At 72.9% G+C, this 14,092-nt stretch carries 10 protein-coding genes; 7 read left to right on the plus strand and 3 right to left on the minus strand.

Annotated elements, in window-relative coordinates:
- Positions 1-145: 145 nt before the first annotated feature.
- On the plus strand, positions 146-958 hold the full coding sequence (locus ACFQRI_RS19920; RefSeq protein WP_380670824.1) for a putative RNA methyltransferase: 813 nt from the start codon (positions 146-148) through the stop codon (positions 956-958).
- Positions 959-995: 37 nt separating this feature from the next.
- Here the strand turns inward: ACFQRI_RS19920 and ACFQRI_RS19925 are convergent, their stop codons facing one another.
- Together ACFQRI_RS19925 and ACFQRI_RS19930 are read right to left on the minus strand one after the other, a co-directional pair.
- Positions 996-2,471: an aldehyde dehydrogenase (NADP(+)) gene (locus ACFQRI_RS19925; protein WP_380670826.1), complete on the minus strand. Its 1,476-nt coding sequence runs from the start codon at positions 2,469-2,471 to the stop codon at positions 996-998.
- Positions 2,472-2,634: 163 nt separating this feature from the next.
- On the minus strand, positions 2,635-3,801 hold the full coding sequence (locus tag ACFQRI_RS19930) for an RsbRD N-terminal domain-containing protein (RefSeq protein ID WP_380670828.1): 1,167 nt from the start codon (positions 3,799-3,801) through the stop codon (positions 2,635-2,637).
- A 74-nt stretch (positions 3,802-3,875) separates the two neighbouring features.
- Between ACFQRI_RS19930 and ureA the strand changes: the two genes are divergently transcribed.
- The 4 genes from ureA (at position 3,876) to ACFQRI_RS19950 (ending at position 9,159) form a co-directional block, all read left to right on the plus strand.
- The gene (ureA, locus tag ACFQRI_RS19935) at positions 3,876-4,451 is read left to right on the plus strand and encodes an urease subunit gamma (protein WP_380670830.1); all 576 of its coding nucleotides are present in this window, start codon (positions 3,876-3,878) and stop codon (positions 4,449-4,451) included.
- The gene (locus ACFQRI_RS19940) at positions 4,448-6,121 is read left to right on the plus strand and encodes an urease subunit alpha (RefSeq protein WP_380670832.1); all 1,674 of its coding nucleotides are present in this window, start codon (positions 4,448-4,450) and stop codon (positions 6,119-6,121) included. Before ureA ends, ACFQRI_RS19940 begins: the two co-directional genes overlap by 4 nt.
- Positions 6,122-6,201: 80 nt before the next feature.
- Complete coding sequence (locus ACFQRI_RS19945; RefSeq protein WP_380670834.1) at positions 6,202-7,830, plus strand: amidohydrolase; 1,629 nt, start codon at positions 6,202-6,204, stop codon at positions 7,828-7,830.
- A 21-nt stretch (positions 7,831-7,851) separates the two neighbouring features.
- Entirely contained in the window at positions 7,852-9,159 is a 1,308-nt protein-coding gene (locus ACFQRI_RS19950; protein WP_380670835.1) for an MFS transporter, read from the plus strand.
- A gap of 73 nt (positions 9,160-9,232) precedes the next feature.
- On the opposite strand, the gene ACFQRI_RS19955 is transcribed toward ACFQRI_RS19950, so the two are convergent.
- Positions 9,233-10,582, minus strand: coding sequence for an FAD-dependent oxidoreductase (locus ACFQRI_RS19955; RefSeq protein ID WP_380670837.1), 1,350 nt, complete (start codon positions 10,580-10,582; stop codon positions 9,233-9,235).
- 413 nt (positions 10,583-10,995) lie between these two features.
- Between ACFQRI_RS19955 and ACFQRI_RS19960 the strand changes: the two genes are divergently transcribed.
- Positions 10,996-13,098 (plus strand): putative bifunctional diguanylate cyclase/phosphodiesterase, encoded by a 2,103-nt coding sequence (locus ACFQRI_RS19960; RefSeq protein WP_380670839.1) that lies wholly within the window; start codon positions 10,996-10,998, stop codon positions 13,096-13,098.
- 184 nt (positions 13,099-13,282) lie between these two features.
- Positions 13,283-14,089 (plus strand): SAM-dependent methyltransferase, encoded by an 807-nt coding sequence (locus tag ACFQRI_RS19965; RefSeq protein ID WP_380670841.1) that lies wholly within the window; start codon positions 13,283-13,285, stop codon positions 14,087-14,089.
- Positions 14,090-14,092 lie beyond the last annotated feature (3 nt).

Genomic DNA, 14,092 nt, shown 5'->3' on the forward strand with positions numbered 1-14,092 from the left:
TTCGCGGACCGCGGGTCGCCCTCCTGCTGCAGCCACGGGGCGTCCCTGCGGCGAAGCCGCCGGCGGCCCGCACTGCAGCGGCTCCGCCGCATTCTCGAACAGCTCCTAGAATCGCACCGGTCGCGACCCGGTGTGGAGGCTTGGCTTGCTGGACGACGTGGTGGAGTTGCTGGCCTGCCCGCACTGCGGTTCGAACCTGGCGCGCGCCGACGGCGCGCTGCGCTGCCCCTCGAACCACGTGTTCGACATCGCCCGGCAGGGCTACGTCAGCCTGCTGACCGGGCGGACCAGGACCGTCGGGGACACCGCCGAGATGGTCGCCGCGCGGGTGTCCTTCCAGCGGGCCGGGCACTACGCGCCGATCGCCGGGGCGGTGGCGGCCGCGGCCACCGGGGACGGCCCGGTGCTCGACGTGGGCGCCGGAACCGGCTACTACCTCGCCGAGGCGCTGGGGCAGCGCACCGGGCTGGCGCTGGACCTGTCGAAGTACGCCTGCAGGCGGGCGGCCAAGGCGCACCCGCGGATCGGGGCGGCGGTCGCCGACGCCTGGCACGGGATCCCGGTGCGCACCGGGGCGGTGTCGACGGTGCTCAACGTGTTCGCCCCCCGCAACGCCGTCGAGATGCACCGCGTGCTGCGGCCCGGCGGCGAGCTCGTCGTGGTGGTGCCCAACGCGGGTCATCTCGGCGGCCTGGTCGACGAGCTCGGCCTGCTCGACGTCGACGCCCGGAAGCAGCAGCGGCTCTCCGAGCAGCTGGCCGACCGGTTCGAGCCGTCCGCTTCGGACACCGTGGAGTTCCCGCTGCGGCTCTCGGCGGAGGAAGCCGAATCGGCCGTGGCCATGGGGCCGAGCGCTTGGCACCTGGAACCGGGGGAGCTAGCCGAACGGGTGCGCGGGCTCGGCGATCCCGTCGCGGCCACCGCCTCGGTGACCGTGGCGAAGTACCTCCGCCGGTAGCGGGCGTCCCCGCGCGGGCGGGGACGCCCGACGAGCCTCAGCGGGGCTCGTGGACCTGCTGCGGCACGCCCCACGGGTTGTCGTCGCGCAGCGCCGGCGGCAGCAGCGCGGACGGGACGTTCTGGTAGGTCACCGGGCGCAGGAAGCGGTCGATGGCCGCGGTGCCCACCGAGGTGAACCGCGCGTCGGTGGTGGCCGGGTACGGGCCGCCGTGCTGCATCGCGTGCGAGACCGCGACACCGGTCGGCCAGCCGTTGAACAGCAGCCGGCCCGCGCGGTCGCGCAGCAGCGGCACCAGCCCGCCGGCGAACTCGGTGTCCGACTCGTCGGCGTGGACCGTGGCGGTCAGGTTGCCCTCGAAGGCCTCCGCCGCGCGGCGCGCCTCCTCGGCCGAGGAGTAGGTGACCACGATGGACAGCGGGCCGAAGACCTCCTCCAGCAGCGCTTCCCGGTTGGCCAGCAGCGTGTCCACGTCGGTGGTCAGCAGCGTCGGGGCGGCGCCGTCGCCGGCGGCCGAGCCGTCCGCCGAGCCCTCGGCCAGCACCCGCACGCCCGGGACCTCGGTCACCGAGGCGCGGCGGTCGCAGTAGCCGCCGTGCAGCCGCTCGTTGAGCAGCTTGTGCGCGGCGACCTTCTCCGACTCCTCGGCCAGGACGCCCTCCAGGTCGTGGTCGGCGGGCAGGAACAGCAGGCCCGGCTTGGTGCACAGCTGACCGGCGTTGCCCGAGTAGGAGGTGACGTAGCCCTTGGCGATCTCCTCGCCGCGGTTGGCCACCGCGTCCGGGGCGGCGAACACCGGGTTGAGACTGCCCAGCTCGCCGAAGAACGGGATCGGCTTGGGCCGGGAGTTGGCGATGTCGAACAGGGCCCGCCCGGCGGGCACCGACCCGGTGAACGCGGCGGCCTTGATCCGCTCGTCCTGCAGCGCAGCGGTGCCGATCTCGAAGCCCAGCACCACCGAGAACGCGCCCTCCGGCGCGCCCGCCGAGCGCAGCGCCTCGGCGACGATCTCGCCGGTGCGCACCGACAGCTCCGGGTGGCCCGGGTGGCCCTTGAGCACCACCGGGCAGCCCGCGGCCAGCGCGGCAGCCGTGTCGCCGCCGGCCACCGAGAAGGCGAACGGGAAGTTGCTGGCTGCGAACACCAGCACCGGCCCCACCGCCAGCAGCATCCGGCGCAGGTCCGGCTTGGGGCCCAGCGCGAAGTCCGCGTCCGCGCGGTCGAAGGTGACCTGCAGGTAGGAGCCCTCGTCGAGGACCTCGGCGAACAGCCGCAGCTGGAAGGTGGTGCGCTTGAGCTCGCCGGTCAGGCGGCCCTCGCCGAGGTTGGACTCGGCCATGGCCAGCGGGATCAGCTCGCCGGCCCCGGCGTCGAGGGCGTCGGCGACCGCGCGCAGCTGGCGGGCGCGCTCGGCCGGGGCCTGCGCCCCGAAGGGCTCGGCGGCGTCGGCCGCGCGCTGCAGCGCGGTGTCCAGTTCGGCTCGGGTGGTGTCCGGGATCTGCGTCGCGGTCAACGTCCCATCCTTTGCGCGGTCGAGAGAGGTCCTGTCCCACCGTAGTACTCCGAACAACCGGCACGCCGCACGGCGTTCGAAATCACGCACCCGGGTGGCGGAGGTCGGGTGACTTCTGATGAAGAACGTCCCGGCATCGCCGTTGGACGTTTTTCATCGAAAGTCACCCGACGCGGTCGCACGCGCGGGCCGCGGCGAACAGCGCCGCCTGCTCCGGCCGGGCGAGGTCGCAGCCGGTGAGCTCGGCGATCCGGCGCAGGCGGTTGAGCACGGTGTTGCGGTGGCAGTACAGCTCGGCGGACACCGCGCCCGCAGAGCCGGTGCGCAGGTAGGCGTTCGCGGTCTCCAGCAGCCGGGAGCGCTCGCCCGCGCCGATGCCGCGCATGCGGCCGAACACCTCCGCGGCCAGCGCGTCGCCCAGCTCGCCCAGCCGTCCCGCCAGCACCGAGGGCCAGACGTCGGTCAGCGCGCGCGGGCCCGCCTCGGCCGCACCCGGATCGGCCAGCTCGGCGGCGATGCGCACCGCGCGCGGCACGCCCGCCAGCGTGCGCGCGACGGGTGCGAGCCCGCACGGGACGTCCTGCAGCCAGCGCGGCGGCACGCCCCCGGCGCCCGCGGGCAGCTGCGCGATGAGCACCGGCCGCCGGTCGACGTCCTGCAGGTGCACCGCGATGCCGCGGGCGGCGAGCCCGTCGACGGCGTCGCGCAGCGGACGGGTCGCCGACAGCGGCGCGGCCGCCACCGCGAAGTCGGCCTCGGCCGAGACGTCCAGCGCCGTGGCGACCTGGGCGACCACCTGCGGATCGCGCGCGTCGGTGGTCAGCAGCCGCGTCACCAGCTGGGCGCGCTGGTGCTCCTGCTCGCGCGCCACCACGGCCGCCTCGGCGAGGTAGGCCAGGTGGATCCGGGTGGTGTGGTGGTCGACCGCGGCCCACACCCGCGAGGCGCTGTGCACCAGCGAGGGCAGGTCGTCCTCGGAGACCCGGCGCGCGAAGGCGTCCCAGAGCACCCGGAAGTCGAAGCGCACCGCGTGCAGCAGCACCTCCAGCGGCACGCCCGCCTGCGCGCGGCTGCGGCCGATCCGCTCGCACAGATCGCTCAGCCGGTCGGGCACCGCCAACCCGCCGACCAGCCGCAGCAGCAGCTCCATGCTGCCCTCGGCGTGCTCGCGCAGCTCCGGCCACGGCACCGCGTCGCTGGAGTAGGGCTCCATCGAGCGCAGCTCGGCGAGGAAGACCGCGACCAGCTCGTCGAGGTCGTCCAGGCAGGAGTGCACCAGCCGGCGCAACGGCCCGTCGGGCGTGACGGGCACGTGAAGCGAAGTGTGCATCTGCCCAATCTAGGGCGCCGAGATGGCGTTGATCCACCATTGTGCTGGGCCGGTGACCAGAGGACCGTGCTCTCATGCACTTGACGCCCCGCGAGCAGGAGCGGCTGAACCTGTTCACCGCCGCGGAGCTGGCCCGCCGCAGGCTGGCGCGCGGCGCGCGGCTCGGCGCCCCGGACGCCGTGGCCTACGTCTGCGACGAGATCTGCGAACTCGCCTGGGACGGCGTGGACATCGACGAGATCGTGCGGATCGCCGGTGAGCTGCTCACCCCGGACCAGCTGCAGCCCGGAGTGCCGGCCGCGGTCCCGGCGATCCAGGTGGAGGCGATGTTCCCGCACGGCAGCTCGCTGGTGCACATCGCCAGCCCGTTCGGGCCGCCGGGCCCGGACGCGCCGGGGGCGGTGCGCGCGGCCGAGGGGGAGATCGAGCTGGCCGCCGACCGCGAGCACCGCACGACCACGCTGCACAACACCGGCGAGCGTCCGGTGTGGATCTCCTCGCACTTCCCGCTCGACCAGCTCAACCCGGCGGTGCGCACCGACGCGGAGCTGGCCGGCTTCCGGCTGGCGATCCCGGCGGGCACGGCGGTGCGCCTGGAGGCCGGGGAGCGCAGGGAACTCACCGTCGTGGCGATGGGAGGCCACCGATGACCAGCCTGTCCCGCGAGCGCTACGCGGCGCTGTACGGGCCGACCACCGGTGATCTGGTGCGGTTGGCCGACACCGATCTGTGGGTGCGCGTCGAGGACGACGACTCCGAGCCCGGCGAGGAGCTGCTCGGCGGCTGCGCCAAGACCACCCGCGACGGCCTGCTGGTCGCGCCGAAGGCGGGCCGGGACAGCGCGCTGGACATGGTGATCCTCGGCGTGCTGCTGCTCGACCCGGTTCTGGGCGTGCGCAAGACCAACATCGGCATCTCCGACGGGCGGGTCGTCGGGGTCGGGCGCGCGGGCAACCCGCAGGCCATGGACGACGTCGAGCTGGTCGTCGACTCGCACACCGCGATGATCACCGGCGAGGGGCTGATCGCCACGCCCGGCGTGGTGGACTCGCACGTGCACCTGTCCAGCCCCGAGGTGGTGCCCTCGGCGCTGGCGGCCGGGGTGACCTCGCTGGTGGGCATGGGCATGGGCGGCGTGTGGGACGTCGGCGCCAACCCGGCCTGCAACCTGCACTCGATGATCGAGGCCTGGCGCGACGTGCCGATCAACGTCGCGTTCCTGGCGCGCGGTTCGTCCTCGTCGAACGACCTGCTGGAGCGCGCGGTCCTCTCCGGGGCGGGCGGGTTCAAGATCCACGAGGACTGGGGCGCCACCCCGCACATCGTGGACACCTGCCTCGGGGTGGCCGACCAGGCCGACCTGCCGGTCGCGCTGCACACCGACACGCTCAACGAGTCCGGCTTCCTGGCCGACACGCTGGAGGCGACGCGAGGGCGCACGGTGCACGCCTACCACGTCGAGGGCGGCGGCGGGCACCCCGACCTGCTGGAGATCGTGGGCAGCCCGCACGTGCTGACCTCCTCGACGACGCCGACGCTGCCGCTGACCCCGGCGACGGTCTCCGAGCTCTTCCCGATGACCATGACGGTCCACAGGGGACATTCCATGGTGGACAGCGACCGGGGGATCGCGGGCAGCCGCGTGCGCGAGCACGGCATCGCAGCGGAGAACGCGCTGCACGACTCCGGGGCGATCAGCATCGTCAACTCCGACTCGATGGGCATGGGGCGCATCGCCGAAACGGCCCGGCGCACCTGGCAGCTCGCCCACGTGCAGGCCCACCTGGCCGGGCGGGCCGGGCCGGAGAACCCGGACAACGAGCGGGTGCTGCGCTACCTCGCCAAGATCACCCTCAACCCGGCCATCGCGCACGGCATGGCCCACGAGGTCGGCTCGCTGCTGCCGGGCAGGCTCGCCGACGTCGTGCTGTGGCAGCCGGGCTGGTTCGGCGCCGAACCCGAGCTGGTGATCAAGTCCGGCTTCGTCGCCTGGGGCGCCAGCGGTTCCGGTTCCGGCTCCACCCGTCTCACCCAACCGAGGGTCATGCGGCCGTTCTTCGGCGGGCTCGGCGCCGCACCCCGCAGGCTGTCCACGGTGTTCGTCGCCGACGCCGCCGACCGCGCGCGCCTGCCGAGCGGCCCGAACTACGCCCCCGTGCGCGACAGCAGGGGGCTGACCAGGGCGGACATGGTGCGCAACACCGCGACCCCGCGCGTGGAGGTCCCGCGCGAACCGGGGCCGGTGTCGGTCGACGGGAAGGAGGTCGACGTGCACCGGTCCGCCGCGCTGCCGCTGACCCGGCTGCACCACCTGGCCTGATCGGCGCGCGGAGTCCGGGGCGGGTCGGGTTCCGCCGACCGCGCGCCGCAACGAGCTCGGGAACCGAGGAAGGGAACGAAGTGCTGGACCTGCTGCTGCGCGACGTGCGCGCGCTGACCATGGACCCGCAGCACCCCACCGCGCACGCCGTCGGCGTGCTCGGCGGGCGGATCGTCGGCGTGGACGCCGAGATCGCCGACCTGCCCGCCCGGCGGGTGATCGACGGCGACGGCGCGGTCGTGACACCGGGTTTCGCCGACTCGCACAACCACATGGTCTGGTACGGGCTGTCGCTGGCCGAGCTGGACCTGTCCGGTTGCGCATCGGCCGAGGAGCTCTACGACCTGGTCGCCGCCAAGGCCGCCGAGCTGCCCTCGGACGGCTGGGTGATCGGATCGGGCTACGACGACTTCGTCATCGGCGGCCACCCGGACCGCGCCGGGCTCGATCGCGCGGGCGGCGGCAGGCCGGTGTGGCTCAAGCACCGCTCGGCGCACATGTGCGTGGCCAGCACCCGAATCCTGGCCGAGGCCGGCGTTCTGGACGGGTCGGCGCGGGTGCCGGAGGGCGGCGTGGTCGAGCGCTCCGCGGGCGGCGAGCCGACCGGGCTGCTCGCCGAGCAGGCCCAGCAGCTGGTGGACGCGCTGGTCAAGCCCTACCCGGTGGAGGAGCTGGCCGCCGCGATCGGCCGGGCCGCGAAGCGCTACGCCGCGGAGGGGCTCACGCACGTCACCGAGGCCGGGATCGGCGGCGGCTGGATCGGGCACAGCCCGGCCGAGGCGGCCGCCTACCAGCTCGCGCGGCAGCGCGGCGAGCTGCCGCTGCGGGTCGAGCTGATGCCGGCCACCGAGGTGCTGCACGGGGTCGGGCCGGACGCCTTCGGCCTGGACCTGGGGCTGCGCAGCGGTTTCGGCGACGAGTTCCTGCGCATCGGGCCGATGAAGATCTTCACCGACGGCGCGCTGTCCAGCCGCACCGCCGCGGTCACCGAACCCTTCCACGGGCACGGCGGCCGCGGCGTGCTCGGCGACGATCCCGACGTGCTGCGCGAGCGGATCCGCACCGCGCACCGCGGTGGTTGGCGGGTCGCCGCGCACGCCATCGGCGACCGCGCGATCGACCTCGCGCTGGAGTCCTTCGAGGCCGCGCAGCGCGAGACCCCGCGCCCGGACGCGCGGCACCGCATCGAGCACGCGGGGATGGTGCGCCCCGACCAGCTCTCCCGGATGGCCGCCCTCGGGGTCATCCCGGTGCCGCAGTCCCGGTTCCTCCACGAGATCGGCGACACCATGGTCGAGGCCGTCGGCGAGGAGCGCGTCCCGTGGTTGTACCGGCAGCGGTCCTTCCTGGACGCCGGGCTGGTGGTGCCCGGCAGCTCGGACCGGCCGTGCGTGTCCAACGGCGCGCCGCTGCTGGGGATCCGCTCGATGGTCGAGCGCACGACCAAGGCCGGGCGGGTGCTCAGCCCGGAGGAGCGCGTCGACGCGACCGAGGCGCTGCGCGCCTACACCACCCACGCGGCGTGGGCGGCGGGTCAGGAACACCAGCGGGGACGCATCGCCGCGGGCATGTTCGCCGACCTCGTGCTGCTCGACGCCGACCCGACCACCGCACCCGGCTCGGCGATCGGCGACATCGACGTGCGCGCCACGTTCGTCGCCGGTCGCGCGGTGCACGGCGCGGAGGAGTTCGCAGCAGTTCCCACCTGATCGGCAGAACAGGGAGGCACCGTGACCGAGACAGCTGGTCCGGCAAGCCCGGCACGCATCGATCCCACAGAGGCGCGCAAGGTCGCGTTCGCCGCGTTCGTCGGCACCGCCCTGGAGTGGTACGACTACTTCCTCTACGGCACGGCCGCGTCGATCGTCTTCGACCGGCTGTACTTCGCGACCGGCGACCCGGCGGTGGCCACCCTGGCCGCGTTCGCCTCGTTCGCGGTCGGTTTCGTCGCCCGCCCGCTCGGCGCCCTGCTGTTCGGGCACCTGGGGGACCGCATCGGCCGCAGGCGCAGCCTGCTCATCACGGTCACCCTGATCAGCGTGGTCACCGGCCTCATCGGCCTGCTGCCGGACTTCATGGTGATCGGCCTGGCCGCGCCGCTGCTGCTGACCTCGCTGCGCGTGCTGCAGGGGATCGCGGTCGGCGGCGAGTGGGGCGGTGCGGTCACGCTCGCCGTCGAGCACGCCCCGCCCGAGCAGCGCGGCCGGTTCGCGGCGCTGCCGCAGATCGGCTCACCGGTCGGCACCCTGCTGTCCTCGGGCGGCTTCTACCTGGTCGCGACGCTGCCGGACGAGTCGTTCGACGCCTGGGGCTGGCGCCTGCCGTTCCTGGCCGCCTTCCCGCTGCTGGGCATCGCGCTCTACCTGCGGCGGCGGGTCGGGGAGTCGCCGCTGTTCGAGCAGATGCTCGCCGAGCACGACCGCGCTTCGGTGCCTGCGGTGGAGCTGTTCCGCACCGCGTGGCGCCAGGTGCTCATCGGCATCGCGGCCTCGCTGATCGGCATCGGCGGGTTCTACCTCCTGACCACCTTCGTGATCAGCTACGGCGTCGGGCAGCTGGGGCTGCCGAAGTCGCTGATGCTGGGCGCCACGCTGTTCGCCGCGGCCGCCGAGATCGTGACCCTGATCTTCGGCGGCAGGCTGGCCGACCGGTTCAGCCCCGGCAAGGTCTGCCTGTTCGGCGGGGTGCTCTCGGCGCTGGCGGCCTTCCCGGTGTTCTGGATGATCGACACGCGCAACCCGGTGCTGGTGATCGTCGCGGTGACGCTGGGGATCAACTGCCTGTCCATCCCGTACGCGGTGTCCGGTTCGCTGCTGGCCGGGTTGTTCCCGGTGCACCTGCGCTACAGCGGTGTGGCGATCTCGTCCAACCTCAGCGGCCTGCTCAGCGGGTTCGTCCCGCTGATCGCCAGCGCCCTGCTGATCGCCAGCGGCGAGCAGTCCTGGTCCACGGCCCTGCTGCTGATGGTCCTGGCGCTCATCACCGCGGCGGGCGGCTTGTTCGGCCACCGGGCCACCCGCGCCGACGCGCTCGGCTGACAGCGCCCGGCCTCCTCTCATCAAGAGTCCCGCCACGCCGAGCGTGACGGGACTCTTGATGAAGAAGGGGGAATCAGGGCTCGCGGGAGATCTTGACCATGTCCTCGCGGGGGACGACCTTGATGCGCTCGCGGCCCTGCTGCTCGCCGAGCGACTGCTCGTGGGAGTTCAGCTTCATCCAGCCCTCCCAGGTCGTGTACTCCACGCCCCGCTCCTCCAGCAGCGCGATGATGCTGTCGCCCGAGGGCTGCTCGGCCTTGGGCAGGTCGTCGAGGTCGGCCAGCAGGTTGTTGATCGTCTCCAGCGCGTCGCCCTTGGTGTGGCCGATCAGGCCGACCGGGCCCCGCTTGATCCAGCCGGTGGTGTACACGCCGGGGATGCGCTCGCCGTCGAGGTCCAGCACCCGGCCGCCCTCGTTGGGCACCGTGCCCTCGTTGTGGTCGAACGGGATGTCCGGGATCGACGAGCTCAGGTAGCCGACCGCGCGGTAGACCTGCTGGACCGGGTAGGTCTCGTACTCGCCGGTGCCGCGCACGTTGCCGTCGCCGGTGAGCTCCATGACCTCGACCTTGAAGCCCTCGACCCGGTCGGTGCCCTCCACCGCGACCGGAGCGCGCAGGAAGTGCAGGTGCAGCCGCCGCTTGGTGTCGTACTGCGGGTCGCGCAGCGCCCAGTCCTGCAGGGTCTTGACGATGGTCTTGGTCTGGTTGTTGGTCCGGATGTCCTCTTCGCTGGCCTCGTCCAGGTCGAAGCCCTCCGGGTGCAGGATGATCTCGACCTCGTCCTGGTGGTCGAGCTCGCGCAGCTCCAGCGGGGTGAACTTGGCCTGCGCCGGGCCGCGCCGGGCGAACAGGTGGACGTCGGTGACCTTGGAGTCCTGCAGCCCGGCGTGGACGTTGTCCGGGATCTCGGTGGTCAGCAGGTCGTCGGCCTGCTTGGCCAGCACGCGCGCCACGTCCAGCGCGACGTTGCCGGCGCCGATCACCGCGACCTGCTCGCCGTCGAGGGTCCAGTCGCGCGGGGCCTCCGGGTAGCCGTCGTACCAGTAGACGAACTCCGCGGCGCCGTGGCTGCCCTTGAGATCGATGCCCGGGATGTCCAGCGGGCGGTCCTGGTCGGCCCCGGTGGCGAAGATGACCGAGTCGTAGTGGCGCTGCAGGTCCTCCAGCTTGAGGTCGACGCCGTAGTTGACGTGCCCGAGGAACCGGATCTCCGGCTTCTCCATGATCCGCTGCAGGGCGGACACGATGCCCTTGATGCGCGGGTGGTCAGGAGCCACGCCGTAGCGGATCAGGCCGTAGGGTGCAGGCATCCGGTCCAGCAGGTCGATCTCGACCGGGGTCTCGGACTTGGTCAGGATGTCGGCGGCGTAAACGCCGGCCGGGCCGGCCCCGACGATCGCGACGCGCAACGGGCGGGTCATGCACTCTCCTCCTGTGCGCCGTGCTCGGCGCGCTCGACTACGAAGCCGCGCGGGCGCTCGCCCGGAAGTCCGGGCGGCTGCTCTGCGCGGAATCGATTCCAGCTTAGGGCCGCCTTACCCCCGATCCCGCGATGCGGGCTGGTGACAATGCTCATAGCGCGCTGGCCTGGGCCGACGTCGCGGTGCCGCAGATCACCTGCGCTGCGCACCGGGTGTTCGCCCCGCGTGGACGGCATTCGTCCGGATCCTTCTGCCGTGAGTGCGTGACCCGACGCGGTGCGTGACAGTAAGATCCTGACTTGATTAACCGCGCTGGGGCGTCCGGTTCCGTTCAACCACGCGTGGTGACGGAATGTCGAGGACGCGGAGTTGGGAATGCGGCGAAGGCCACACGGACCCGACGGAGCCGAACCGTGATCACCAAGGTGGACCGACTGGAGCTCGTCCGGCGGTGGAAGCACGAGATCGCCCACGCCGGCTACGTTCCGCTGCAGCGCAGCGATGTCGACGACCAGTTGGCCGACTGCCTGGAGCACGTGCTCGGCGAGCTCGCGTGCCCGGACCGCGCCGGCGAGGCCCGGCAGGCGGGGGCCGATCTGGTTCCGCTGCACTTCACCAGCCCGGCGATGCTCTCGCGCTCGTTGAAGCTGCTGGCGCTGGAGCTGCCCGAGCTGCTGCCCGAGGTCGCCCCGGAGCGGCTGTTCGGCGTGCTGGGCGAGTTCGCGGCCGGGTTCGCCGGCAAGCTGCGCGAGAAGACCGTCGACGAGCAGGAGGTCGTGCTCAAGCACGCCGTCGGGCACACCCGCCAGGTCGGCGACGAGGCGCTGCGGGCCAGCCGGGCGCGGTTCGACGCGGTGTTCGACTCGGCGGCGCTGGGCGTGGCGCTGGCCGGCACCAACGGCGTGATCACCGAGGCCAACCCCGCGCTGGGCGCGATGTTCGGTCGCGATCCCGGCGAGCTCGTCGGGGTGCTGATCACCGACCTGGCCGATCAGCGGTGGCGCGCCGGGGTCACCGGGGCGCTGGCCGAGCTGGCCGCCGGCGCCGAGGACCGCGCGGCGCTGGACGTGCGCTACACGCTGCCGGACGACAGCGAGCTGTGGACCCGGATCTCGCCCGCGCTGGTGCGCGACGCGCAGGGCGAACCCGACTACCTGGTGCTGCTCTACGAGGACATCACCCACCGGCACCTGCTGCAGGAGCAGTTCCGGCGGCAGGCGGTGCAGGACCCGCTGACCGGGCTGGCCAACCGCACGCAGCTGGAGAGCTGCCTGCACGCCGCGCTCACCCCGGTGTACCCGGGCAGGCGTGTCGGGCTGTGCCTGTTCGACCTGGACGGCTTCAAGGCGGTCAACGACAGCCTCGGCCACCGCTCGGGCAACGGGCTGCTGCGCGAGGTGGCCCGCAGGTTGCGGGTGCTGGCCGCCCCGGACAGCGCCGTGGTGGCGCGCACCAGCGGCGACGAGTTCGCCGTGGTCATCCCGGACTCCATCGACGCGACCGCGGTGATCGACCTGGTCGAGCGGCTGCTCGCCGAGATCACCCGGCCGATCCGCATCGGTCAGCACGAGCTGACCGCTTCGGCAAGCGTCGGGATCGTCGAGCGCGAAGTGGTCGGCACCGACGCCGACGCGCTGCTGCGGGATGCCGACATCACGCTCTACCGGGCCAAGCGGGACGGTCGCGCGCTGTGGGTCTTGTACGACCCCGAGCGCAACGCCCGCGAGCACGAGAACTTCCGGCTGTCGGCCGCGCTGCCCGCGGCGCTGCAGTCCAACGAGCTGTTCGTCGAGTACGAACCGGTGCTCGACGTCCCCGGCGGCTCGGTGATCGCCGCGGCGGCCACCGTCCGCTGGGACCACCCGGAGCTCGGCGAGCTGGGCGCGGAGCGCTTCGCCGGCCTGGCCGAGGAGACCGGGCTGCTGACCCGCCTCGGCGGCTGGACGCTGGAGCAGGCGGGCGAGCACGCCGCGCGCTGGGTGGGCGAGCTCGGCCGGAGCGCCCCGCTGGTCGCGGTGACGTTGTCGGCCCGGCACTGCCGCGAGCCCGATCTCGTGCGGGAGGTTCGCGACGTCCTGGCGCGCACCGGGCTGCCCGCCGAATCGCTGGTGCTGTGCCTGCCGGAGAGCGCGCTGTTCGACCACCAGGGCGATCCGGTGGACACCTTGGAGATCTTCGCCGAGCTCGGGATCCGGTTGTTCGTGCACGAGTTCGGCTCCCGCTACACCCGGGTGGACCGGCTGCGCGACCTGCCGCTGGCGGGGGTGCGGCTGGACGGGCCGTTCCTGTCCGGGTTGGCCGATCCCGGGGGAGCCGACCCGCTCAGCGAGCACCTGGTGAGCAGCGCGGTCGGGGCCGCCCGGCTGCTGGAGCTGCCGGTGCTGGCCGCGGGGGTGGAGCACGAGCGGCAGGCGGCGCGGTTGGTCGAGCTCGGCGTCTCGATGATCCAGGGCCCGTACGTCGGCGACCGGCTGTCGGCCGGCGAGATCGGCGGCTTCGTCACGGGTCGCGGTTGATGCTCTCCCCGACCCGGGCAGGTTTCGCGACGCCGGGTGGGTGACTGACTGCGGTCAGTGACAGTACGATGGGGCTCCTTGATCAACGTCCCCGGCTCCCCACCGGACGACGTCGGTCGAAGCGCTCTCCGCGGCCGCAGGTCGGCCGCGTTCCCCGCGAGACCACCACCGGGAGGTCTGATTCATGGAGCAGCCCGACTGGATACCCGAGGGTGTCGACCTCGACACCCCGAGCGCAGCGCGTTGCTACGACTTCTACCTGGGCGGAGCGCACAACTTCGCCGTCGACCGCGAACTGGGCCGCAAGGTCTTGGAAGTGGTGCCGAACGTGCGCGAGATCGCCCTGCACAACCGGGCTTTCCTGCGCCGCGCCGTGCGGTACTGCCTGGAGCGCGGCATCCGCCAGTTCCTCGACATCGGTTCCGGGATCCCCACGGCGGGCAACGTGCACGAGATCGTGCACGCGGTGGACCCGCGAGCCCGCGTCGTCTACGTCGACAACGAACCGGTCGCCGTGGCGCACAGCCGCACCATCCTGGAGGGCCAGGACAACGCCGCGATCGTGCAGGCCGACCTGCGGGACGTCGACGCCGTCCTCGAAGCGCCGGAAACCCGCCGGTTGCTGGACTTCTCGCAGCCGGTCGCGGTGATGATGGTGGCGCTGGTGCACTTCGTCCCGCCCGCGGACAAGCCCGGCGAGTTGATCCGCCGGTACCACGACCGGCTGCCCTCGGGCAGCTACCTGGGCTTCTCGCACGTGACCGGCGACGACTACCCCGAGGGAACCGAGGGGCTGGTCAAGCTCTACGAGAACTCCACCAACCCGGTCACGCTGCGCACCCGGGACGAGGTCGCCGAGCTGGTCTCGGACTTCGAGCTGGTGGAGCCGGGAGTCGTCTACGTGCCGGAGTGGCGCCCCGACGATCCCGAGGACGTCACCGACAATCCCGAGGAGTCCATCGTCTACGGGCTCGTCGGTCGCAAGCGCTGAACG

Source organism: Saccharopolyspora griseoalba, assembly GCF_042665275.1.
Taxonomy (GTDB): domain Bacteria; phylum Actinomycetota; class Actinomycetes; order Mycobacteriales; family Pseudonocardiaceae; genus Saccharopolyspora; species Saccharopolyspora griseoalba.

Excerpts from the sequence above, each read along its gene's own strand:
- ACFQRI_RS19930 (WP_380670828.1), bottom strand. The coding sequence starts at position 3,801 with ATGCACACTTCGCTTCACGTGCCCGTCACGCCCGACGGGCCGTTGCGC.
- ureA (WP_380670830.1), top strand. The coding sequence starts at position 3,876 with ATGCACTTGACGCCCCGCGAGCAGGAGCGGCTGAACCTGTTCACCGCC.
- ACFQRI_RS19940 (WP_380670832.1), top strand. The coding sequence starts at position 4,448 with ATGACCAGCCTGTCCCGCGAGCGCTACGCGGCGCTGTACGGGCCGACC.
- ACFQRI_RS19955 (WP_380670837.1), bottom strand. The coding sequence starts at position 10,582 with ATGACCCGCCCGTTGCGCGTCGCGATCGTCGGGGCCGGCCCGGCCGGC.
- ACFQRI_RS19965 (WP_380670841.1), top strand. The coding sequence starts at position 13,283 with ATGGAGCAGCCCGACTGGATACCCGAGGGTGTCGACCTCGACACCCCG.